17 protein-coding genes and 4 pseudogenes are annotated in these 24,062 nt (G+C 51.3%); 9 read left to right on the top strand and 12 right to left on the bottom strand.

The genetic code is table 11. The annotated features are described in order from the left end of the window. The 3 genes from aceE to ACMZI0_RS02205 form a co-directional block, all read right to left on the bottom strand. Positions 1-2,664 (bottom strand): pyruvate dehydrogenase (acetyl-transferring), homodimeric type, encoded by a 2,664-nt coding sequence (aceE, locus tag ACMZI0_RS02215; protein ID WP_415671783.1) that lies wholly within the window; start codon positions 2,662-2,664, stop codon positions 1-3. 151 nt (positions 2,665-2,815) lie between these two features. Further along, the gene (gene pdhR, locus ACMZI0_RS02210; protein WP_415671782.1) at positions 2,816-3,583 is read right to left on the bottom strand and encodes a pyruvate dehydrogenase complex transcriptional repressor PdhR; all 768 of its coding nucleotides are present in this window, start codon (positions 3,581-3,583) and stop codon (positions 2,816-2,818) included. A gap of 537 nt (positions 3,584-4,120) precedes the next feature. Beyond that, on the bottom strand, positions 4,121-5,113 hold the full coding sequence (locus ACMZI0_RS02205) for a hypothetical protein (protein ID WP_415671781.1): 993 nt from the start codon (positions 5,111-5,113) through the stop codon (positions 4,121-4,123). Positions 5,114-5,583: 470 nt separating this feature from the next. Here ACMZI0_RS02205 and ACMZI0_RS02200 point away from each other — a divergent pair, with 470 nt between their 5' ends. Continuing rightward, positions 5,584-6,954 carry an amino acid permease gene (locus ACMZI0_RS02200; RefSeq protein ID WP_415671780.1) on the top strand — a complete coding sequence of 457 codons (1,371 nt, stop codon included), beginning with the start codon at positions 5,584-5,586 and terminating at the stop codon, positions 6,952-6,954. A gap of 616 nt (positions 6,955-7,570) precedes the next feature. Next, positions 7,571-8,314 (top strand): annotated as a pseudogene (locus ACMZI0_RS02195) (helix-turn-helix transcriptional regulator). An 85-nt stretch (positions 8,315-8,399) separates the two neighbouring features. On the opposite strand, the pseudogene ampE reads toward ACMZI0_RS02195, so the two are convergent. Both ampE and ampD read right to left on the bottom strand, forming a co-directional pair. Further along, positions 8,400-9,239: pseudogene (gene ampE / locus ACMZI0_RS02190) on the bottom strand (beta-lactamase regulator AmpE). A 15-nt stretch (positions 9,240-9,254) separates the two neighbouring features. Continuing rightward, positions 9,255-9,813 (bottom strand): annotated as a pseudogene (gene ampD / locus ACMZI0_RS02185) (1,6-anhydro-N-acetylmuramyl-L-alanine amidase AmpD). A 279-nt stretch (positions 9,814-10,092) separates the two neighbouring features. On the opposite strand from ampD, the gene ppdD reads away from it, so the two are divergent. The 3 genes and pseudogenes from ppdD to hofC all read left to right on the top strand — a co-directional run bounded on the left by ppdD (position 10,093) and on the right by hofC (position 13,035). Beyond that, complete coding sequence (ppdD, locus tag ACMZI0_RS02180; protein WP_415671795.1) at positions 10,093-10,530, top strand: prepilin peptidase-dependent pilin; 438 nt, start codon at positions 10,093-10,095, stop codon at positions 10,528-10,530. A gap of 2 nt (positions 10,531-10,532) precedes the next feature. After that, a pseudogene (gspE, locus tag ACMZI0_RS02175) lies at positions 10,533-11,957 on the top strand (type II secretion system protein GspE). A gap of 19 nt (positions 11,958-11,976) precedes the next feature. Then, entirely contained in the window at positions 11,977-13,035 is a 1,059-nt protein-coding gene (gene hofC / locus ACMZI0_RS02170) for a protein transport protein HofC (protein ID WP_415671779.1), read from the top strand. A gap of 183 nt (positions 13,036-13,218) precedes the next feature. Here hofC and ACMZI0_RS02165 read toward each other — a convergent pair whose 3' ends face one another. Further along, the gene (locus ACMZI0_RS02165; protein WP_415671778.1) at positions 13,219-14,265 is read right to left on the bottom strand and encodes a GMP reductase; all 1,047 of its coding nucleotides are present in this window, start codon (positions 14,263-14,265) and stop codon (positions 13,219-13,221) included. Between the two features lie 185 nt (positions 14,266-14,450). Here ACMZI0_RS02165 and coaE point away from each other — a divergent pair, with 185 nt between their 5' ends. Genes coaE through yacG form a run of 3 tightly spaced genes read left to right on the top strand, consistent with a single transcriptional unit; the run spans position 14,451 to position 16,048 of the window. After that, entirely contained in the window at positions 14,451-15,068 is a 618-nt protein-coding gene (coaE, locus tag ACMZI0_RS02160) for a dephospho-CoA kinase (protein ID WP_415671777.1), read from the top strand. A 2-nt stretch (positions 15,069-15,070) separates the two neighbouring features. Beyond that, a complete protein-coding gene (zapD, locus tag ACMZI0_RS02155) occupies positions 15,071-15,823 on the top strand; it encodes a cell division protein ZapD (protein ID WP_415671776.1) in 753 nt (250 codons plus the stop codon). A gap of 24 nt (positions 15,824-15,847) precedes the next feature. Next, positions 15,848-16,048: a DNA gyrase inhibitor YacG gene (gene yacG, locus ACMZI0_RS02150; protein WP_415671775.1), complete on the top strand. Its 201-nt coding sequence runs from the start codon at positions 15,848-15,850 to the stop codon at positions 16,046-16,048. Between the two features lie 17 nt (positions 16,049-16,065). Here yacG and mutT read toward each other — a convergent pair whose 3' ends face one another. The 3 genes from mutT to secM form a co-directional block, all read right to left on the bottom strand. Continuing rightward, the gene (mutT, locus tag ACMZI0_RS02145) at positions 16,066-16,506 is read right to left on the bottom strand and encodes an 8-oxo-dGTP diphosphatase MutT (RefSeq protein ID WP_415671774.1); all 441 of its coding nucleotides are present in this window, start codon (positions 16,504-16,506) and stop codon (positions 16,066-16,068) included. 35 nt (positions 16,507-16,541) lie between these two features. After that, on the bottom strand, positions 16,542-19,250 hold the full coding sequence (secA, locus tag ACMZI0_RS02140; protein ID WP_415671773.1) for a preprotein translocase subunit SecA: 2,709 nt from the start codon (positions 19,248-19,250) through the stop codon (positions 16,542-16,544). Positions 19,251-19,428: 178 nt separating this feature from the next. Continuing rightward, positions 19,429-19,941: a secA translation cis-regulator SecM gene (gene secM / locus ACMZI0_RS02135; RefSeq protein ID WP_415671772.1), complete on the bottom strand. Its 513-nt coding sequence runs from the start codon at positions 19,939-19,941 to the stop codon at positions 19,429-19,431. Between the two features lie 34 nt (positions 19,942-19,975). Here secM and ACMZI0_RS02130 point away from each other — a divergent pair, with 34 nt between their 5' ends. Next, the gene (locus ACMZI0_RS02130) at positions 19,976-20,506 is read left to right on the top strand and encodes a DUF721 domain-containing protein (RefSeq protein WP_415671771.1); all 531 of its coding nucleotides are present in this window, start codon (positions 19,976-19,978) and stop codon (positions 20,504-20,506) included. A gap of 44 nt (positions 20,507-20,550) precedes the next feature. Here ACMZI0_RS02130 and lpxC read toward each other — a convergent pair whose 3' ends face one another. The 3 genes from lpxC to ftsA form a co-directional block, all read right to left on the bottom strand. Continuing rightward, positions 20,551-21,468, bottom strand: coding sequence for a UDP-3-O-acyl-N-acetylglucosamine deacetylase (gene lpxC / locus ACMZI0_RS02125; protein ID WP_415671770.1), 918 nt, complete (start codon positions 21,466-21,468; stop codon positions 20,551-20,553). 102 nt (positions 21,469-21,570) lie between these two features. Beyond that, positions 21,571-22,722: a cell division protein FtsZ gene (gene ftsZ / locus ACMZI0_RS02120; protein WP_415671769.1), complete on the bottom strand. Its 1,152-nt coding sequence runs from the start codon at positions 22,720-22,722 to the stop codon at positions 21,571-21,573. A 66-nt stretch (positions 22,723-22,788) separates the two neighbouring features. Beyond that, the gene (gene ftsA, locus ACMZI0_RS02115) at positions 22,789-24,045 is read right to left on the bottom strand and encodes a cell division protein FtsA (protein ID WP_415671768.1); all 1,257 of its coding nucleotides are present in this window, start codon (positions 24,043-24,045) and stop codon (positions 22,789-22,791) included. Between the last annotated feature and the right edge of the window lie 17 nt (positions 24,046-24,062).

Below are 24,062 nucleotides of genomic sequence, written 5' to 3'. Positions count from 1 at the left end.
TTATGTTAAGCGCGGGTTAACTTTTTCAGGATCGATGTTGAATTTCTTGATGGCTTCAGCCACCACAGAAGCTTCAACTTCACCGCGTTTAGCCAATTCGCCCAGTGCGGCAACTACCACGTAGGAAGCGTCCACTTCGAAGTGGTGACGCAGGTTTTCACGGCTGTCAGAACGACCGAAGCCATCAGTACCCAGTACGCGATAATCGCTGGCCGGAACGTAAGTACGTACCTGCTCGGCGAACAGTTTCATGTAGTCAGTGGACGCAACAGCCGGTGCATCGTTCATCACCTGAGCGATGTACGGTACGCGCGGCGCATCAGTCGGGTGCAGCATGTTCCAGCGTTCACAGTCTTGACCATCGCGCGCCAGCTCCGTGAAGGAGGTTACGCTGTAAACATCGGAACCGATGCCGTAGTCGTTGGCCAGAATCTGTGCCGCTTCGCGAACGTGACGCAGGATAGAACCAGAGCCCAATAGCTGAACTTTGCCTTTCGCGCCCGCTACCGTTTCCAGTTTGTAAATACCCTTACGGATACCTTCTTCCGCGCCTTGCGGCATGGCTGGCATGTGGTAGTTTTCGTTCAGCGTGGTGATGTAATAGTAGACGTTTTCCTGCGCTTCACCGTACATACGCTCCAGACCGTCCTGCATGATCACTGCCACTTCGTAAGCGAAGGACGGATCGTAGGAAATACAGTTCGGGATGGTCAGCGACTGAATGTGGCTGTGGCCATCTTCGTGCTGCAGACCTTCGCCGTTCAGCGTAGTACGACCAGAAGTACCACCGACCAGGAAGCCGCGCGCCTGTTGGTCACCCGCTGCCCAGCACAGGTCGCCAATACGTTGGAAACCGAACATGGAGTAGTAGATGTAGAACGGAATCATCGGCAGGTTATTGGTGCTGTAAGACGTTGCCGCCGCCAGCCAGGATGCGCCTGCGCCCAGTTCGTTGATGCCTTCCTGCAGAATCTGACCTTTCAGGTCTTCTTTGTAGTAAGCCACCTGCTCACGATCCTGCGGGGTGTACTGCTGGCCGTTCGGGCTGTAGATACCGATCTGACGGAACAGACCTTCCATACCGAAGGTACGCGCTTCGTCCGCGATAATCGGAACCAGACGATCCTTGATCGACTTGTTCTTCAGCATCACGTTCAGGGCACGCACAAAAGCGATAGTGGTAGAAATTTCTTTGGTTTGTTCTTCCAGCAGAGAGCTGAAGTCTTCCAGCGTCGGCAGTTCCAGTTTTTCGTCAAAGTGCGGCTGACGAGACGGCAGGTAGCCACCCAGAGCCTGACGGCGCTCATGCAGGTATTTGTATTCATCAGAATCTTTATCGAAAGTGATGAACGGCAGTTTTTCGATGTCGGCATCAGCCACCGGCACGTTGAAGCGGTCGCGGAAGTAACGCACGCCGTCCATGTTAACTTTCTTAACCTGGTGAGCGATGTTCTTACCTTCTGCCGCGTCACCCATCCCATAACCTTTGACGGTATGCGCCAGAATAACGGTCGGTTTGCCTTTGGTGTCTTGCGCTTTTTTCAGTGCAGCGAAGACTTTCTTCGGATCGTGACCACCACGGTTGAGGGACCAAATCTGATCGTCGCTCCAGTCTGCAACCAGTGCAGCCGTTTCCGGATATTTGCCGAAGAAGTGCTCACGCACGTAGGCACCGTTTTTGGATTTGAACGTCTGATAGTCACCGTCAACGGTTTCATTCATCAGTTGGATCAGTTTACCGCTGGTATCTTTACGCAGCAGTTCGTCCCAACGGTCGCCCCACATGACTTTGATCACATCCCAGCCAGCGCCACCGAAGATGCCTTCCAGCTCGTTGATGATCTTGCCATTACCGGTAACCGGGCCGTCCAGACGCTGCAGGTTACAGTTGATGACGAATACCAGGTTGTCCAGTTTCTCACGGGTCGCGATGGTAATCGCGCCTTTGGATTCCGGCTCATCCATTTCACCGTCGCCCAGGAAAGCATAAACGGTTTGTTTGGAGGTGTTTTTCAGACCACGATTTTCCATATATTTCATGAATTTAGCCTGATAGATGGCGCCAATCGGGCCAAGACCCATGGATACTGTCGGGAACTGCCAGAAGGTCGGCATCAGTTTCGGGTGCGGGTACGAAGAGAGCCCCTTGCCGTGTACTTCCTGACGGAAGTTGTTCATCTGATCTTCAGTCAGACGCCCTTCAAGGAATGCACGTGCGTAAATGCCCGGAGAAATATGGCCCTGGAAATACACCAGATCGCCGCCGTCCTGCGCATTGCTGGCACGGAAGAAATGGTTAAAGCACACTTCGTAGAAGGTCGCGGAAGACTGGAAGGAAGCCATGTGGCCGCCCAGTTCCAGATCTTTCTTGGACGCGCGCAGCACGGTCATGATGGCGTTCCAACGAATAGCAGAACGAATGCGGCGCTCAAGGTCCAGGTTACCCGGATAGGCGGGTTCGTCTTCCACTGCAATGGTGTTCACGTAATTGCTGACGGCGCTTCCCACCCCTACGTTTACGCCACCCTTGCGCGCTTCTGACAATACCTGATCGATCAGGTACTGCGCACGTTCAACACCCTCTTCACGGATAACCGATTCGATCGCCTGTAGCCAGTCGCGAGTTTCGATCGGATCCACGTCATTATTCAAACGTTCTGACATGGTTTATTCCTTATCTGTTTCTAATCAGTTAATTTTCTAGAGCCTGTCTTGCTGCGCTCTGGCACTGTTGCCCAAGCATAAACTGTGGTCAAAGCACGGTAAGACAGGTCCAATCTCGTCATTTACGCATTCAACGCCCCAATCAGAGCGCTCAATCCTTGCGTTGCTGGAGCCGACGTAGCGAACGCTCTCTTCGGCTATGTTCCCGGTTAAGATCCAGCAGTACTTCCTCAATAAACGCCAGATGACGATGCGACGCTTCACGTGCCTTTTCAGGCTCGCGGGCGACAATCGCCTCGAAAATCCCGGCGCGATGACTGCTCACCTGAGCCAAAACCTCCCGGCTCAAGTACAACAATTCAAAATTCTGCCGTACGTTCTGTTCCAGTAACGGTCCCATCATACAGCGTAGCAAATGTAGCAAAACCACATTGTGCGTTGCTTCTGTGACAGCCACTTGATAATGCATAACGGCTTCTGACTCTGCGACCAGATCGCCTGAGGCCCGCACCTGCTCAATCTGCGTGTGGCACTCGCGGATGCGCTGGAAATCTTCTTCCGTCCCACGTAAAGCCGCATAGTAGGCAGCAATGCCTTCCAGCGCATGACGGGTTTCCAGCAGATCGAATTGAGATTCAGGATGGGTGCTCAGCAGTTCCGACAACGGGTCACTCACGCTCTGCCACAGGTTGTTCTGGACAAAAGTCCCACCACCCTGACGACGCAGCAGCAGACCTTTCGCTTCTAAACGCTGGATAGCTTCTCGCAGAGAAGGGCGGGAGACATCAAACTGTTTCGCCAGTTCGCGCTCCGGGGGGAGTTTCTCGCCGGGGCGCAAGGTTCCTTCGAGGATCAAAAACTCCAGCTGTTGTTCAATCACATCTGACAGTTTGGGCTGACGGATCTTGCTATAGGCCATGGTAAGTGTTTCTCTGCGAAGTGCGCGGAGTCAATTGGTAATACCAATTTCAAAAACGTGACGCTAAAGTAACAAAGTATTCACCTTCTGTCCATAAGGACGTTGAGCTAAATCATGATTCCCACCAGATTTTAACAATTGCACGATCCGATTGGGTCAAAGCCCCATATTCATCTGGATCTACCCGCAGCAACCCTATAAATGTTTTAACTTTTATGAAACGGAAACCAGTCGATGCTGAACCGTTCAACCTGCAATAAAGTGAATAAAAAATCATATTTATTGAATTTAAATACAGACAGAGTTTATGAAGTCAAGGTTGGTGACACTTATTGTTAACATCACGCACTTTTCAAGCGGTGATATTTCCAGCAACAAAACGCCATACACAAAATCATCAACCTCCTCGCTTTTGCCAAAACAAAATCAGCTATAGCCCATCAGTTTTACCCTCTCGATTTGGCGAAGGACATCACTGATTGCGGCGTCATAAACCTGCAACTTCATCTTGAGGGTGCGTATACGTTCGTCTGTCTTTTATGCCCGATTTGTATATTTTTCATATTTTTTATCATACGTATCAATAGAATAAGAGATATCTTTCTCCAAAGTCATTCGGCACCTTTCGGTGAGACACAACCCATCACGACTCCCTTTTTTCAGGGCATTTTTATATTCTTTTAACGCAGCATACGCATTACAATAATCGATGAGAGTGCTCTGCCACTTTTTTCCTTGTGCGCTGGGGATTTCCCTTTCAATGTACTTTCTTCGGCCATAAACGCGTTGCGTTCCAAAATATTTCTTGGCGTAGGTATCACCAGAGAGATAACTTTTCCATGTTGTCGGCCCAAACCCGATATCTTTGGCACTGTATATTTTGTTATCCGCCGCCAAACGCAGAATATAATCCAGATTAGAGATGTTTTTCTGTGCATGGCGCGAAATTTCGCTAAGTTCGTTATAAAAAGACGCTACATATCTCTTTGTTTCGGATAAATTATTGTTAACTTTCTTTATCACTGTTTCAGCATCATCATTGAGCAATGCTTTCAACTGCAAACTACACTCTTCACTTTTACGCTTAAAACATTCCGCCTTATCTACATTGCTATTTTTAATCTCTGTATGTTTTAAAATCTCTTTTTCGATAAGTGATTTCTCGATTTTTATCTGATTCAAATTATTTTTATAACGACTAATATAGTGATCTCGCAAATTGGGATCTTTAGTGACCTGCCTCTTCAATGCTTCGGATATTACCGTTAATTTATCCTTTTTCTTGTCATAATGTTTAGATTGCTGGTTAATGAGTTTTTCAAACAACGGCGCAAGTCTTTTATCCATATCATAATGATCTTTTATTTTCATGCGTCTAAATAAATCAAGACCATTTGTGGCGAAATCTAATCCTTTGGCGACCTTCCCCATTTTATCTAAATCATCATGGCTTATTCTATCCCGATGATTAAAGGATAGGTAAGTAGACATAAACACATCGACATCCACACGCTCAAATTTAATGGGCATAGCGAAGCATACTCCTGTTAAAAAACAAGTTTCTAAGAGGCTATGATGTAATGTTATCGACACCATGTATTCCATAAAGCGTTCATTAAATTTAACGCTATTTTGATAAAAATAATAACGACAAATTCATCAGCTATATTTTACGGATTTATCACCACTTAGAGATACGCCAATTTAATGCATGACTTGCGATAGCAATCGCGCATCATTGCATCCAAGATAGCGTCGAGAGAGCATCGACAGTTTCCAGGCTGGTCTAAAAATGTACGCACACCCTATTTTCGTGGGGTTGATCGGCAAATCGCTGCAAGAAATCAGTGCAATCTCTTTCGCATACCACTATTCTCTGTCAAACGGTAGTCATCCACGAATTTTCGTTTATTGGGTGCCGTAAAAATAACATTACACTAACGTAAAAAGACGCGAACAAACTTATCGCGTCTACTGCGCTCTGACAGAGGGTCACATTAATGGATGGTCAACAACACGACGGGACGCTGAAACGCGGCTTAAAAAACCGTCATATTCAGTTGATTGCCCTGGGTGGTGCCGTCGGCACCGGGCTGTTTTTAGGGATTGCTGCCACGATCAAAATGTCTGGTCCTTCCGTGCTGCTGGGCTATGCCATCGGCGGTATTATCGCGTTTTTTATTATGCGTCAATTGGGAGAGATGGTCGTCGAAGAACCTGTCGCGGGCTCTTTCAGCCATTTTGCCTATAAATATTGGGGCGATTTTGCCGGGTTTGCTTCCGGCTGGAACTATTGGGTGCTCTACGTGCTGGTTGCGATGGCTGAGCTGACCGCTGTTGGTATCTATGTGCAGTACTGGTGGCCGGATATCCCCACCTGGGTTTCTGCGGCCGTGTTTTTCCTGGTAATTAACGCCATTAACCTTGCCAATATAAAAGTGTACGGTGAAATAGAGTTCTGGTTTGCCATCATTAAAGTGGCAGCGATTATCGGCATGATTGTGTTTGGCGGCTGGCTGCTGTTAAGCGGTCAGGGCGGACCAGAAGCCACCGTGACCAATCTGTGGGCGCAAGGCGGGTTCTTCCCCAATGGCGTCAACGGTCTGGTGATGGCGATGGCGGTAATCATGTTCTCATTTGGCGGCCTGGAGCTGGTGGGTATCACCGCAGCAGAAGCCGATAACCCGGAAACCAGTATTCCGCGCGCAACCAATCAGGTTATCTACCGTATTCTGATCTTCTATATCGGCTCGTTGGCCATTCTGCTGTCGCTCTACCCTTGGGGGAAAGTGGTGGAAGGGGGTAGCCCGTTCGTTATGATCTTCCACGAGCTGGACAGTAATGTGGTGGCAACCGCACTAAACGTCGTGGTGTTGACAGCAGCATTGTCGGTATACAACAGCTGCGTGTACTGCAATAGTCGTATGCTTTACGGCCTTGCCAAGCAAGGTAACGGCCCGAAAGCGCTGCTAACCGTCGATCGCCGTGGCGTTCCCGTCATTGCTATCGGTATTTCTGCCGCCGCAACAGCGCTGTGCGTTCTAATCAATTACCTGATTCCGGGGAAAGCCTTTGAGCTCCTGATGGCACTGGTGGTATCCGCATTGGTCATCAACTGGGCGATGATCAGCCTGGCGCACCTGAAATTCCGTAAAGCAAAAGAGCAGGAAGGCGTGCAGACCAAATTCAAAGCGCTGCTATATCCGCTGGGCAACTATATTTGTCTGCTGTTCCTTGCGGGCATTTTAGTGATTATGTATCTGACGCCGGGAATTCAAATTTCCGTGCTGTTGATTCCTGTATGGCTAGTAGTGCTTGGCATCGGTTATGCGGTAAAGCAGAAAAAACAACGCATTGCGGCAACCCGCTAAGCGATATGACAACGGCACCTTTGGGTGCCGTTTTCCTTCCTCTGCATTGTTTCTTCGTCGCTTAGCTACGCTTAGGTTCTTATCGTGAGCGTGGGGCTGTGAGGAGTGTTGATGTGAGAAGCAATACTTGAACATGTGTACATTTAATCGAAAGCACGGGTTGAGACTGTACTTTAGTACATCTGGTATTTATAAATTAAAAGAATTATCGTTACCTAATAAAAATTAGAGGATTTAGAAAAAAAAAGTGATCCTCAAGAAGAGGATCATATGCCAAATTGGCCAACACCAGGGAAAAATTTCGCATATTATTGCGAATAACGCATATGTTGTCAATCGCTGGCCATTCTCCGTCGAGTTAATTAGGAATTTATATACACTTCATTTATATTGAAAGCGTAGCAAAATCATTTCACACGCAACAATTACCCATATTAACAATACCTACCTAAATATTTACATATCATAAACTCATCTCCATTTTTTAAAAACTTAACTGACTGTAAGATAAATCCTACTTTTCGACTAAAAAAACACGTTTAATACGTATTAATAACACAAGCTAAATTTATGCTATAAGTCATGACGATTCCTATTTATCAATGGAGAGAAATGCATGCCTTATTTATTTTGTAATAATGCAACAATTAACACGTTAATAAAAACCACTTAGAGAAAAAATTAAATGAATATAGCAAAACCAAATTTGCTTATGCGGTAATGAGCAAAAAAATCCAACTAACTTTTCAGTAATATCAAATAAGAAAGAATGATTTTCATTTTATACAAGAAATAATTATCAATTTATCGATCCTGTGCTCATTACCGCATCATGCCGTGTTACCCCCTTTGCTTGGGATGAAAGTATCACTGTGGGCACAGAAACGAAACAAAATACACTCTTCAAGATGGCCAAATACTATAACATACTCAATGGATATACTTTTCTGCTTCACGATCACTGCGACAACCTTGCTGTTTTATCGATTATCATGGATAAATATTGTGATAATAATATGGAGAGCACAATCAGTGATCATAAAAACGATCTCCAAATGTTGTTATTAACAGCTCATGATAAATTGATGAACCTCTATCATGAAGAAAACAACGCTGATAATGTTAGTACACACAAATCAAAAATTTCTTCTCAAACAGAGAAAATGAAATTCTCTATTGGGCAAGCATTGGTAAATCTTATCAAGAAATCGCTATCATTCTTACCATCAAACTTACCACAGTGAAATATCACATGGGCAATGCTATCAAAAAATTAGGCGTTAATAATGCCAAGCACGCAATAAGACGAGGGGTCGAGTTAAAACTCATTAGGCCTATTCCCCTCTATATCAATGAATAAAATGTGGTCCTTGAAAAAAACAGCACAAGATGAGATATGCTTTGCCGATGCTACACATCTTGTGAGATATACAATCAGTCTCAAATCAAAGCAAGGTGCCATAAATCGTCAGCACAGCCACCACCGACACTTTTTTCGCCAATATCACCGCAGCGCGCGGCGCATCAATAGGATCGGTGTGGGATTCTCGAGCCAAAGAAAACTGTGCCAGTTGAGTGACAACCCAATAGGGGGAATGGTGCAGATCGCCCAGCGATGCCAGCTAGGCCGGAAGCGCTTTTTCGCCGTGGCCCAGCAGCGCATAGGTAATACCCACCAGACGTGCCGGGAGCCAATCCAGCCAGCGCAACAAGGCGTCTATCCCCGACTGCGCGCGGGCCAATGGTGTATGGTGCCGCGCCAGACAGGTTTGGCGAGCACGTAAAATTGCATAGCCAACCAGCGCTATCGGCCCGTATGGCCCAGCGACAACGAACCAGAACAGCGGTGCCAGATAAAAGCGAAAGTTAAGCCACAGCAGTGCATTCTGCAATTCACTCAACTTTTCTCTTTCCGTGGCATCGAGCGGCAAACCATGGATTAAAGCTAGTTCTTCTGCCAGCGCCTGCATCGCATCATTTTCACCACGTTGCGCTGCGGCAAGGTAATTCTGATAATGCTGTCGCACCTCGCCTGCGCCGATACAAAACAGCGCAATGGCTATCCAGAGCACCAACCCGACCAACCCAAACAACAGCCCCTGCACCAACCACAGCAATGCAGCTGTCGCGACCATCCCCAATAACGCCAGCAGCAGTGTCTGCAATAACGAGGGGGCAGAGAGGCGGCGAAAAATCACTTCCAAATGCGAGTCGATCTGCCAGCGATCGCTTTTCTTGAACAAACGCTCCCACGTCAGGGCCAGCAGCAGGGTAAACAGGATCATGAGCGCTCACTCCTCTTAATCGTCAATATCCGACACCTGAATTAGCTGGTGATAGTGCTGCCAATCAAATGCCGGGCCGGGATCAGTTTTACGCAGAGGGGCGATATCACTGTGCCCGGTTATACGCGGTGGCATAATGGGGTAAATATCCAGCAACAACTGGGTGATACGTGCCAGCTGTTGATACTGTTCCTGAGTAAAAGGTAGCGTATCAGTGCCTTCCAGCTCGATGCCAATGGAGAAATCGTTACATCTCTCACGACCTGCAAACTGTGATACCCCGGCACGCCAGGCGCGTTGGTCAAAAGGAACGTATTGCACAATGCAGCCATCACGGCGAATCAGACAATGCGCGGACACTCGCAAATGGCTGATATCTTGAAAATAGGGATGAGCGTGAGGATCGAGCGTCCCGGTGAACAGTTGATCGATATAGGGGCCGCCAAACTCTCCGGGCGGTAAGCTGATATTGTGTATCACGAGCAAGGAGGGAAGCTCTTCGTCAGGGCGCGCGTCACAATGGGAGGGAAGGCACCCGTTTTACGCCAGTTAACCAGCCCGCTTCCAATTGCATACCACACGCTCCCAGAATAAATTGTGTCACGCTATTATCACCCAGCTTTGGTTATTTTCCTAGCGAGGCATCCATAACATAGTTATTAACTCATTAAAATATAACAAATTTATTAAAATTCGCTTCTTTTCTGCGATATCGATTGCAGATTTAAAGAGAATCGTGCAATCCACACCGTTCGCTGTGACGCGACTTTCCAGTTATCTAATCCAGCACTCGCCCTTCCATCGCCTCTCTTTTACCTTTATGCCAAACCTGCTGACGGATAAAAGGACGATGATGACCACAGAGCACGGATTCACCCTGGTTGAATTGATGATCGTTATCGCGATTCTCGCCTCCATTGGTATCCCGGCTTATCAGGGATACCTGCAAAAGGCCGCCATGACGGACATGCTACAAACGCTGGCACCGTATCAAACCGCCGTTAATCTGTGTGCGCTGGAAAACAGCAGCGTTGTACCTTGTAACACAGGAAGCCAGGGCATTCCCACAGCTAGAGGTTCACGTTATGTCAGCAGTGTCACTGTAACACAAGGCGTGATTACGTTGACGGGACAGTCTGCCTTACAAGGGTTGAACGTGACCTTAACACCACGCTGGGATAGCGGCAGCAGTTCTGTCATCTGGAGTCGAAACTGTCAGGCAGCAACGCAGTCCGACAGCTTGATCGCTGCCTGCCAGCGAGTATTCCGTTTCGATGATGCCCCGGAGTGAACATGAGTACTTACGCCCCGCTGGATCAAGAACTCAAACACCTGTGCCAACGCTATCAGGCGCTGTTGCTGACGCTGGATGAACAAACGGTCACCATCGCCATCACCGGAGACGTTCCTCCGGCATTGCTAACGGCGCTGAAATTCGCCAGCAATCGCCGCATCGAGGTAGAACAGTGGTCTCAGGCCAGACTGGAGCAGGCTTTACGCCCTGCACCTCAGGCAGCAGAACCCGACGCAGTGTTCAGCGTAACACCCGCGACCGTGCAAGCAGACGAAGACACGCCCGTCATCCACTATATCAATCAAACGCTGGCGCAGGCTTTCCAGCGCTGGGCATCTGATATCCACTTTGAACCCATGGCGGATAGCTATCGCGTGCGAATGCGTATTGATGGCGTATTGCATATTTGCACTTCACCGCCGTTAGACTGGGCGGCACGTCTTACTGCGCGGCTAAAAATCATGGGGGAATTGGCTATCACAGAGCGCCGTTTACCGCAAGACGGTCAGTTTTCTTTTATCTTCAATGCCCAGACATTCTCTTTGCGCATCGCCACACTGCCCGTACTGGAAGGCGAGAAAGCGGTACTGCGTGTATTACAAACCTACCAACAGATGCTTACCCTCAACAGTTTGGGTTTATCTCCAGAGGCGTACACCTGCCTGACACAAGCGTTGCAGCAGCCGCAGAGCATGATCCTGGTTACCGGACCGACGGGAAGCGGTAAAACGGTTACGCTCTACAGTGCGATATGCTGGCTTAACGAGAGTCAACGTAATATTTGCAGCGTGGAGGATCCGGTTGAAATCCCGCTGCCGGGAATTAATCAAACCGTGTTGAATGTCAAGGCAGAACTGGATTTCAGTCGCATTTTGCGCGCATTGCTGCGCCAGGATCCTGATGTTGTCATGATTGGCGAGATACGCGATCGAGAAACAGCGGAAATTGCCGTTAAAGCGGCGCAAACCGGGCACCTGGTATTATCGACGCTACACACTAATTCAGCGATTGAAACCCTGACCCGGCTCGGGCATCTGGGCATTCCCGGCTATCTGCTTGCAGGCGCGTTGACCTTGCTTATTGTCCAGCGTCTGGTGCGGCGTCTCTGCCAGTATTGAAAAGCGCCCGCTTCGCAACCCTTACTTTTTCCCGATACGCTGTGGGCGACCCCTTTGCCGCATTGGGAGGCACGAGGCTGTGAACACTGCTTGAGCGGTTATTATGGCCGTATTGCGCTGTACGAACTGCTGCCGCTCACCCCAGCACTGCGACAGGCATTGAGCAGTGGAGCCAACGCGCAAGAGATTGCCGCGCTCGCCAATGAGATCGGCTATGACACACTGTTGATTTCGGCATTACATCGCGTTTCTCAGGGGGAGACATCCGCCGCCGAAATGTATCGCGCCATTGGCGCATCGCCATAATCTCATTGAGTATGAGGTCATGTCACAAAAACTCTATTCCTGGCTTGCCATCACACCAAACGGCGAATTGCTACGTGGAGAAAGCATCGGCAGCGCACGCCAGCAGATCTATCTGCGTTTGACCCAATTGGGATACCAACCGCTGCGCTTGAAATACCGACAGACCCTCACACAGCGATACTGGAAAGCAACAACACGTATCGCCTTGTTTAAACAGGTTGCTGCGTTGTTACAGGCTGGCCTGCCACTACTGAATGCGTTGAGACTGCTCGCCGAACAGCATGAACTGCCGGGATGGCGATGCTTGATTAATACACTGGCTGATGATGTTGCCGAAGGCGAGTCCCTTTCCGATACCCTGCGCCGCTATCCACAGGTGTTTCCCGCGCTTTATGCCACGCTGATCGCCGTCGGGGAGATGACCGGTAAGCTGGATGTTTGCTGCCAGCAGTTAGCCTTACAGCAAGAGCAGCAGCTTCAATTGCAAAAGAGAGTGAAGCAAGCGTTGCGCTATCCCAGCTTTGTACTGGGCGTGACCGTAACGGTGAGTATCATCATGCTGATATGGGTCCTGCCCGAGTTCGCCTCCTTGTATGATGCCTTTGAAACACCGCTGCCGAGGCTCACTCAACGCGTTCTGGCACTGGCGGATGTGGTGGAACATCACAAGGCACTCCTGTTCACGCTGCCTGTTAGCCTCGCACTGGGCTACCCGGTTTGCCGTAGGCGCTACGTCACCCTGCGGAGAAGAGAAGAGCAAATATTACTGAAAATCCCACTGCTCGGTACGCTGGTGTGCGGGGAGGCACTGAGCTATCTTTTTACCCTGCTCGCCTTGACGCAACGTGCCGGACTCACGCTGCCCTCGGGGTTGGCAGCCGACGCCACCCTCCCCTATTTTGCCTATCAGGAAGCATTAAACGCGATTCTGCGTCATATCGAACAGGGGAATTCCCTGCAACAGGCGTTAACGTCTCACGGCACGCTATTCCCGCCCCCTTGTACGCAGTTAATTCGCGTTGGAGAAGAGACTGGGACGCTGGATAACATTTTCAGCCAGCTCGCACAGTGGCATTAGCAGCAGACAACACAGCGCGCGGAAACGCTGACCCACTCGTTGGAACCCCTGCCGATTGTATTGGTAGGAGGAATTATCGGCACCCTGGTGATCGCGATGTATCTGCCGATCTTCCAGCCCGGAAATCTGATGGCGAATGCCTGATGCCCTCGCCATCTTTATATTGGCAGCACAATTTGTGTGCTATGCGTTGCCATTATAAATACGGTTTTCCTGCTCGGCAACGCGAATAAACGTGGTGCGTTTGGTGAGCTCTTTCAGGCGAGAAGCGCCAACGTAAGTGCACGCCGAGCGCAAACCGCCCAGAATATCACGCACCGTGTTGTCAACCGGCCCGCGTAGCGGCAACTTGACGTTTTTCCCTTCTGCGGCGCGATACTCTGCCACACCGCCGGAATGACGCTCCATCGCGGAGGCCGAACTCATACCGTAGAACAGCATCAGTTTCTCGCCGTTCTCTTCCACCACTCGGCCTTCGCACTCCTCGTGGCCCGCCAGCATTCCGCCGAGCATCACGAAATCCGCACCGCCGCAAAATGCCTTCGCGACATCGCCCGGCATCGCGCAGCCACCGTCGCTGACGATCTGCCCGCCCAAGCCATGCGCGGCATCCGCACACTCGATCACCGCAGAGAGTTGCGGGTAGCCCACACCGGTTTTCACCCGGGTGGTGCACACGGAACCAGGGCCAATGCCCACCTTGACGATATCCGCGCCAGAAAGAATCAGCTCTTCGACCATTTCACCGGTCACTACATTCCCGGCACAAATGACTTTATCCGGCCAGGCTTCACGCGCTTTTTGCAGGAAATTGACAAAGTGCTCAGAGTAACCGTTGGCCACATCGATGCAGATAAACTTGAGTTCCGCCGACGGCGCTAGGATCTGTTTAACCTTGACGAAATCCGCCTCCGACGTACCGGTAGACACCATCACATGACGTAACACCGTTTCAGGTGCGTCTTTCACGAACTGCGCCCACTGCTCCACGCTGTAGTGCTTGTGCACAGCGGTCAGCACATCAAACTCCTCCAGCGCACGCGCCATGCGAAAGGTACCTACGGTATCCATATTGGCGGCAATCACCGGTACACCAGACCATGTGCACTGGGCATGAAGGAAAGTGAATTGGCGTTCCAGTTCAACGTCAGAGCGACTTTTCAAGGTTGAACGCTTAGGACGAATAAGGGCATCTTTAAAACCGAGCTTCAAATCTTCTTCAATACGCATGACAGTTATCTTCCTGGTTATAGCGGCGAGTGTGCCAACAATGCGGCCACGTAAAGTACAGAGGGAGAAAGCCATTCCCAGTTACCTCATCATACGCAGTAATATTGCAACAACAAGACTGCGAATTTCCCTTTATTTGGGCTAGAATCCCATAAATTTACCTGCTCATTTTCACACAAGGCATTATGACCTATATCGTAGCCTTAACGGGGGGTATCGGCAGCGGTAAAAGCACCGTCGCTGATGCATTCGCCGCCTTCGGGATCCCGATTGTCGATGCGGATATGATTGCCCGTCAGGTCGTTGAACCGGGCACACCAGCGTTATCTGCTATTCAGGCGCATTTTGGTAACGATATTCTGAATAGCGATGGCACCTTGAACCGTGCGATGCTGCGCCAGCGCATTTTTTCCGCCCCAGAGGAAAAAACGTGGCTAAATGCCTTATTGCACCCATTGATTCACGCGGAAACACGGCGACAATGGCAGCAAGCAAAAGGTCCTTATGTGCTGTGGGTGGTGCCGTTGTTGGTGGAGAATGGGCTGCAATCCCTGGCGCAGCGTGTTGCGGTTGTGGATGTGGACAGAAATACGCAGATGGAACGCCTTCCCGCTCGCGACAGGGTAAATCGCCAGCAGGCTGAGAACATACTCGCGGCACAGGCGACCCGTGAACAGCGGTTGGCCTGTGCTGATGACATTATTGATAACAACGGTCGCCCCGGGGCGTGGATGGAGCAGGTTGCCGCGTTGCACCAACGCTACCTCGCCCTTGCCGCCGAAAGCGACCGACAGGACAAGTAACAATGAGCGATGCCCTTTCCACCGTGTTGTTTGAATACCCGCTAAATGAAAAAACGCGTACCTGGCTGCGTTTGGAAGCCCTGCTGCAACAGTTGCATGAAAATCACAGTTGGTCAGATATGGGCAGTGCGCTTGCTTTTTTCCGCGCAGTCGTCGATTTGCTTGATGTATTAGAACGCGGAGATATTCGCACTGAATTGCTCAAAGAGCTGGAGCGTCAGCAGCAAAAGCTGCTGCAATGGAGTGATGTGCCAGGCGTCGATCATGACCGTATTCATGCCTTGCGCCAGCGCTTGAAGCAGCTCGCATCCGTGCTGATGTCCGCACCGCGTATGGGGCAATTTCTCCGTGAAGACAAGCTGATCGGCATGGTCCGACAGCGTCTGAGCATTCTGGGCGGGTGTTGCAGCTTTGACGTGCCGACTCTGCATCTGTGGCTGCACCAGCCGCAGATGCAGAAGCAACAGGTGATAGATACCTGGCTCCACTCGCTTTCATCGCTTAAAAATTCACTCGATCAGGTGCTGGAACTGATACGTCACTCCGGTGCATTTCGGGCACAAACCAGTTTGAATGGCTTTTTTCAAGATAACGCCGTGGATGCCGATCTGATTCGTTTACAACTGGCTATCGAGCTTCAGCTCTACCCGCAGGTCTCCGGCCACAAGACGCGCTATGCTATCCGCTTCTTGCCGCTGGACAGTGAAAACGGCCAGGTTCCCGCGCGCTTGTTATTTGAACTGGCATGCTGTTAACCGCCATTGCTGTAGGATTAAACCATGGATAACGAAACCCTCACTGTCAACTGCCCCACCTGCCACAAACCTGTTGAGTGGGGAGAAAACAGCCCTTACCGCCCGTTTTGCAGCAAACGCTGCCAGCTTATCGACCTAGGGGAATGGGCGGATGAAGAAAAACGCATCCCGAGCAATGAGGACATCTCAGACAGTGACGAGTGGAGCGAAGAACCTCGCCATTAACGGCGGGGCTACACCTTTTAGCAATGAGTTTCCTTCAGCCAGCGGATCATCTCCGCGTTGGCGGGAGGAAATTCATCTTCCAGCAGTGACGCGGCATCCAGCCAGCGAGAAGGCTGTCCTTCACGCCCATAGGGTTCTCCCTGCCAGCGCTCAACCATAAAGAAGTGCAGCGTAATCGTGCGCTCCTCGGTTTCCACGGTTTTACTGTTCAGTGCTTTTGGTGCCAGTGCTTCAATCCCGGCTTCTTCACGCAGTTCACGAATCAGCGCTTGCTCAGCGGTTTCGCCCGGCTCTACTTTCCCGCCGGGGAACTCCCACGTTCCCCCCATATGCACCCCCTGGGGGCGACGGGCGATAAAAAACTCGCGTTGCGCATTACGAATAATGCCTACCGCAACGTTCAGGTGTTTGCGCACAGCTTTACTCCTCCATATTCCACCCAAATAAAAGGCGGTCATCGACCGCCTCTTCGTTATACACAGTGAGAGAGGGATTAGTGCTGTAAGCGGCCATGACACTGTTTGTACTTTTTACCGGAACCGCACGGGCACGGATCGTTACGGCCAATCTTGCGATCGCCCTGCCCGGCTGCCGCTGCTGCCGCGCTGATTTGATCGTCGCTCTGGTGGCTCAGCTGTTGTTGACGTGCCAGACGTTCCGCTTCCTCACGACGCTGTTGTTCCAGCGCTTCAACTTCTTCCGGCATTCTGACCTGCACCTTGCTCAACGTGCTGATCACCTCATATTTCAGGGATTCCAGCATGTTGGCAAACATGGAGAAGGATTCGCGCTTGTACTCCTGCTTCGGATCTTTTTGCGCGTAACCACGCAGGTGGATGCCTTGACGCAGATAGTCCATTGCTGCCAGATGCTCTTTCCACAAGGAATCCAGCGTTTGCAGCATGGCACCTTTCTCAAAGTTGCGCATCACGTCAGTGCTCACCACATCCTCTTTGCGCTTATAGACATCGACAGCTTGTTGCAAAATGCGCTCACGCAGCGTCTCTTCATGCAAAGTATGCTCTTCATCCAGCCAGGTGGAAATCGGCAAATCGAGGTCAAAATCGTTTTTCAGACGTTGCTCCAGCCCTTCGATATCCCACTGCTCTTCCAGAGACTGCGGCGGAATGTGGTTATCAATTGCCAGCTTGAACACATCTTCACGGATGCTGTTGATGGTTTCGCTGATATCCGCCACATCCAGCAATTCATTACGCTGGGTATAAATGGCGCGACGCTGATCGTTGACCACATCATCATATTCCAGCAACTGCTTACGAATATCGAAGTTGCGGCTTTCCACCTTACGCTGGGCGTTGGCGATCGCTTTGGTCACCCACGGGTGCTCAATGGCCTCACCCGGTTTCATACCCAATTTACGCATCATGTTGGAGACGCGATCGGAGGCAAAAATACGCATCAGCGCATCTTCCATCGACAGATAAAAACGGGAAGAACCCGCATCCCCCTGACGACCAGAACGACCACGCAGCTGGTTATCGATACGGCGTGATTCATGGCGCTCGGTACCGATAATGTGCAAACCACCGGCAGCCAGTACCGCATCGTGACGCACTTGCCACGCGGCTTTGGTTTCGGCAATCGCGGCTTCATCCGGATCTTCCAGCAGAGCCAGATCGGCCTGCAAACTCCCGCCCAGCACGATATCGGTACCACGGCCCGCCATGTTGGTGGCGATGGTCACCGCGCTTGCCTGACCGGCCTGCGCAACGATATCCGCTTCCTTGGCGTGGAATTTGGCGTTCAGGACGTTGTGTTTGATGCTTGCTTTGGTCAGCGCTTCTGACACCACTTCCGATTTCTCGATGGAGATGGTCCCCACCAACACCGGCTGCCCTTTGGCGCTACGCTCTTTAATGTCTTCGATGATCGCATCGATCTTTTCCTGCTCGGTCATGTAGACCAGATCGGGCAAATCTTTACGGATCATCGGGCGGTTGGTCGGCACCACGATGGTATCCAGCTTGTAGATGGAGCTGAATTCGAACGCTTCGGTATCAGCGGTACCGGTCATCCCGGCCAGCTTTTCATACAGGCGGAAATAGTTCTGGAAGGTAATCGAGGCCAGCGTCTGGTTTTCATTCTGGATCTTCACGTTCTCTTTGGCTTCAACCGCCTGATGCAAACCATCAGACCAGCGACGCCCCTGCATGGTACGGCCGGTGTGTTCATCCACAATGATCACTTCGCCGTCTTTCACGATGTAATCCACATCACGGGTGAACAGTACATGGGCGCGCAATGCAGCCGTCACGTGGTGCATCAACATGATATTCGCCGGAGAGTAGAGCGATCCTCCCTCTTCCATAATACCCTGTTTTACCAGCAGCTCTTCCACCAGCACCAGACCGCGCTCGGTCAGGTTAACCTGACGCGCTTTTTCATCTACCGAGAAGTGCCCTTCACCGTAGAACGTATCTGAATCTTCTTTTTCCTGACGAATCAGGTGCGGAATGATTTTGTTAACGCGAATATAGAGATCGGAGCTATCTTCCGCCGGACCGGAAATGATCAGCGGCGTACGCGCTTCATCGATCAGGATGGAGTCCACTTCATCCACCAGCGCATAATACAGTTTACGCTGCACGCGCTCTTCCGGGCTGAATGCCATGTTGTCGCGCAGATAGTCAAAACCGTACTCGTTGTTAGTCCCGTAAGTGATATCGGCAGCATAGGCTTCGCGCTTGGCCGGTGCAGGCATGCCCGGCAGGTTGATGCCAACCGTCAGGCCCAGGTATTCAAACAACGGGCAGTTATTTTCGGCGTCACGCTGTGCCAGATAGTCGTTCACCGTCACCACATGCACACCACGCCCCGTCAGGGAGTTCAGGTAGGCAGGAAGCGTTGCGGTCAGGGTCTTACCTTCACCGGTACGCATTTCTGCGATGCAACGTTCGTTCAGCACCATGCCGCCCATCAGCTGAACGTCAAAATGGCGCATACCAAACACACGTTTACTGGTTTCACGCACAACCGCAAACGCCTCAGGCAGCAAGGCTTCAAGGGTTTCCCCTTTCTCAAGACGGGCGCGGAACTCAGCGGTTTTCGCTTTCAGTTCATCATCCGACAGCGCTTCGATTGCGGGTTCCATACGGTTGATCACGTCAACGATTTTACGCATACGACGCAGCGTACGATCGTTACGGCTGCCAAAAACTTTAGTCAGGATACTGGTTAACATAATGATTTTATTCTCACGTAGGCCGCTGTATCAGCGACGATACGATAGCTACTCATAATTCCTTTCATCACAGATCGAAAGATCGGCGAGAGAAGCGGTGTTCGCGTTTGCATTCAAAACAGTGGCAATCGCCCCTGTTCGTCGTTATACGCCAAAAAAACGCGAGTGAAACGGCGTGTCAGGCAGAAAATGCTGGCCCGGCGCGGATGCCACGGACCTGAGACAACCACAGCCCGGTACGATGAGGAGAAGCAGCAAAAACGAGAGTGCCGCGCGGTAAAGGGTGCAACGCCGAGGGTGTTTCCGGCAACGTCAGCAGCGCATTGAGCGTATCCAGTATCACCAGAGGATGCGCACTCAGCGCCGTCTCGGCCGGGGGCAATGCATGTGCCTGAGGCACCGTCAACGCAAAGGAGAGATGGCGAATAACGGTGCGGATGGCATGTTGATGCCAATAATCGATACCAAACGAGGTGCGGCGATGCACCTCTTTCAAACTGGCCAGTTCGGTCAGGCTAAAAGCAACGGGATTCTGGCGACTGATACTGGCCGTTGCATTTGACGCAGAGGCATGCTCGTTGGACTCGTTCAGGCTGTTCGGCAGGCTAAGACTGGCCGCGACCATCCCCAACAGGAGATGCGGCCAAAAATAACGTCTGCCAAATTGTCGCCAACGATTTAGAATACCCATGACGAGTTTATGTGCCCACCGGAGCCTGATACCTATGCATGATAGCCGCCCCCAATCACTGGAGTCTCTGTTCGATAGCGTGTCAGGGGGAAATAAAGGTCCCTTGCACGATGTCCAACAGCGCGCCATCGCCTTGTTAAAACTTAATCGGGCCGTTAAAGGCTTACTGCCTTCCCAACTGCACCCGTGGTGTCGCGTCGCCAATTACCGACAGGGCCACCTGATTCTGGAAACCGCCAATGCAAGCTGGTTAATGCGGTTACGTTATGAACAACCGACCTTACTCTCAGCATTGCGCGCTCAGATATTACCATCATTGGCATCAATCGACATCAGGATTAATCCCGCGCTGGCCGCAAAAGGGGATGAAACTGTATCGGGAAAAGATAATTTCCGTGCAGAAAGCGGGAATTCAGATACGCCGCCCCGACAACTGAGCGAACAAAGCGCCGAAACATTAAGACATTTGGCCAGTCACAGCCCGGAAAAACTGAGGAAGATATTAGAAAGGCTGGCTTCACTCGCCGGAGAGGGTACGAGTAAAACCAGCCAACAGAAAAAATAACGTGTTGTATTCGCCTGAACGACTACACAGACGCCCGTTGTCGGTTATGCCAGCACCGTAGAAGGCGCTTTGAACGCCAGCGGCACTTCGCGCTCATTTTCAAAGGTCACGTATTCCCACGCTTCCTGTTTAGCCAACACCGCCTGCAACAGTTTGTTGTTTAGCGCATGACCAGACTTGAACGCAGAGAACGCACCGATGATGTTATAACCGCACATAAACAGGTCGCCGATGGCATCCAGCATTTTATGACGCACAAACTCGTCTTCAAAACGCAGGCCGTCTTCATTCAGCACACGATAATCGTCTACCACGATGGCGCAATCCATACTACCGCCCAGGCACAGGCCGCGGGATTGCAGGTATTCGATATCGCGCATAAAGCCGAAAGTACGCGCACGGCTGATCTGGCGAATAAACGCATCGGCTGAGAAATCCAGGCAATAACGTTGAGCGCCCGCATCGATGGCCGGGTGGTTGAAATCGATGGTGAAATCGAGGCTGAAACCGTTATACGGCGTCAGCTCTGCCCATTTGTCACCGTCTTCAACCCGCACTGGCTGTTTGATGCGAACAAACTTTTTGGCGCAGTTCAGCTCTTCAATACCGGCATCAAGCAGCAGGTAGACGAACGGGCTGGCACTGCCATCCATAATTGGAATTTCCGGGGCATCAACATCAATCACGATGTTATCGATACCCAACCCCGCCAAGGCGGCGTTCAGGTGTTCCACCGTTGATATACGCACGTCATGCTCGTTTACCAGGCAAGTACAGAGCATGGTATCACGCACGGATTTGGCATCAGCCGGAAAATCAACCGGTGGATTCAAGTCAGTGCGGCGATAGATGACCCCGGTATTCGCTGGTGCAGGTCGCATCGTCAGCGTGACTTTCTTGCCGGTGTGCAAACCGACGCCCGTCGCCTGTACGATACGCTTTAATGTACGTTGTTTGATCATCGTATTATCTCGCAATGTTACTGAACCAACCGTCCTAGCTTACACCAGGATCGGCGGGACAGTTTAGCACAAAGAGCGGAGATTCCAATCACAAGGCGGAGGTTAATCCGCCTGTTTGCGCAAAAATGCGGGAATATCCAAATAGTCAGGCTCTTTGCTGGTTTGTGCCGTTTGGTCGTTAACCACCTTGGCCACCGGCTTTTCCTGCGTCAGCGGCATCATGCCGTGCTGCTGGTAACGGTGATCCATGACCGGCTGGCTCGCTTGTTTATTGGTCACCAGCGTAATTTCCGGACGCTTGTCCATGCCGATCCCCGTCGCCACCACGGTGACGCGCAGTTCGTCGTTCATGTCCGGATCCAACGAGGTACCGATAACCACGGTGGCATTGTCAGACGCGAACGCACGAATGGTGTTACCCACAGTTTCGAACTCATCCAGACGCAGGTCAAAGCCCGCGGTGATGTTAACCAGCACGCCGCGTGCGCCAGACAGGTCGATATCTTCCAGCAGCGGGCTGGAGATCGCCATTTCTGCCGCTTCTTCGGCACGGTCTTCACCGCGTGCCACGCCGGAGCCCATCATGGCGTAGCCCATTTCTGACATCACGGTGCGCACGTCAGCAAAGTCCACGTTCATCAGACCAGGACGGGTAATCAGCTCTGCGATACCTTGGACAGCGCCTTTCAGTACATCGTTCGCTGCACCGAACGCGTCCAGCAAAGAAATGCCGCGACCCAGCACTTTCAGCAGTTTGTCGTTGGGGATGGTGATCAGCGAATCCACGTGCTTGGACAGCTCGGCAATCCCCTGTTCGGCAAACGCCATGCGTTTTTTGCCTTCAAAGTTGAAAGGCTTGGTCACCACGGCAACCGTCAGGATGCCGAGATCTTTCGCCACTTCAGCTACCACTGGCGCAGCCCCGGTACCGGTGCCGCCGCCCATGCCGGCCGCGATAAAGACCATATCAGCACCTTCAAGCGCAGCGCGCAGTGCTTCACGGTCTTCTTCCGCCGAGTCACGGCCCACTTCCGGGTTAGCGCCTGCGCCCAGCCCTTTGGTGATACCGCTACCAATCTGAATCGTCTGGCCCACCGCGGTTTTGCGCAGTGCCTGCGCATCGGTGTTCACCGCGAAGAATTCGACACCTTCGATGCGCTCGCGCACCATATGTTCGACTGCGTTACCGCCGCCACCGCCGACGCCGATGACTTTAATCACCGCGTCGTTGGTTAACTCCATTGGTTCAAACATGATTTCTCTCCGTTTTGTGCCTGTACCGCGAGACCGTCAAGTGTGCCACACGATCTCTGATAAACATTAAAATTCCTTTCTCAGCCAGCTATTGATGCGTTTAAACCAATTGCCCACTGAGCCGCGTTTTTCTACTTCGTGCTCACCGCCCAGGTGAGACTCTTTGCCGTAATGCAGCAGCCCGACCGCCGTCGAGTAGAAGGGCTCCTGCGCATAATCCGTTAAGCCTGTTATATTCAATGGCTGACCGATACGCACCTGCGTGTGGAACACGCGCTTGGCACACTCAACCAGCCCGTCGATTTGAGCGGCACCGCCCGTCAGCACAATCCCTGCGGCCAGATGGTGTTTCACGCCCTGTTGACGTAGCTGCTCCTGCAATTGCAAAATTTCATCGTTCACCAAATTGAGCAATTCGGTGTAACGCGGTTCAATCACTTCTGCCAGCGTCTGCCGTTGCAGACTGCGCGGCGGCCGACCGCCAACGCTCGGCACTTCCAAATTCTCATCTTTGCTGACGATCGCCCCTAGTGCGCAGCCGTGACGCACCTTGATGGCTTCCGCATCCGTGGGCGGCGTACCAAACGCATAGGCGATATCGCTGGTCACCACGTTACCCGCATAAGGGATCACTTTGGTGTAGCGCAGTGCACCACCGGTATACACCGCAATATCCATGGTGCCACCGCCGATATCTACCACGCAAACGCCCAGTTCACGCTCATCTTCAGTCAGCACGGCATAGCTGGAAGCCAGACCGGCAAAAATCAGTTGGTCTACTTTCAAACCGCAGCGCTCTACGGCTTTGACAATATTTTTCGCCATATCGTTATGACAGGTGATCAAATGCACCTTTGCCTGCATGCGCACGCCGGAAAGCCCGATTGGGTTCTTGATCCCTTCCTGGTAATCAATGGCGTACTCCTGCGGAATCACATGCAGAATGCGGTGTTCATCACGCACACGCACCGATTTCGCGGTGTGCACCACGCTCTCCACGTCATCCTGCGTCACTTCTTCTTCCGAAATCGGCACGATACCGATTTCATTCTGGCAACTGATATGCTTGCCCGACAGCGCCAGATAGACGGAAGAAATTTGACAATCCGCCATCAGTTCAGCCTGGTCAATGGCCCGTTGCACGCATTTTACAACGGACTCCAAATCGTTAACGCCGCCTTTATCCATCCCGCGTGACGGACAACTGCCCACGCCAATGATATTGACCATGCCATCGGGCAGAACCTCCCCTACCAGCGCAGCCACTTTTGCTGTACCGATTTCCAGCCCAACTACCAGTTTTCTGTCCGTCGACTTGATCATTGTTGTTTAGCCTGTGC

Origin of the sequence: Symbiopectobacterium sp. (genome assembly GCF_047692315.1) — a bacterium.
Lineage (GTDB): Bacteria > Pseudomonadota > Gammaproteobacteria > Enterobacterales > Enterobacteriaceae > Symbiopectobacterium.
This window is presented reverse-complemented; position numbering and strand designations above follow the sequence as displayed.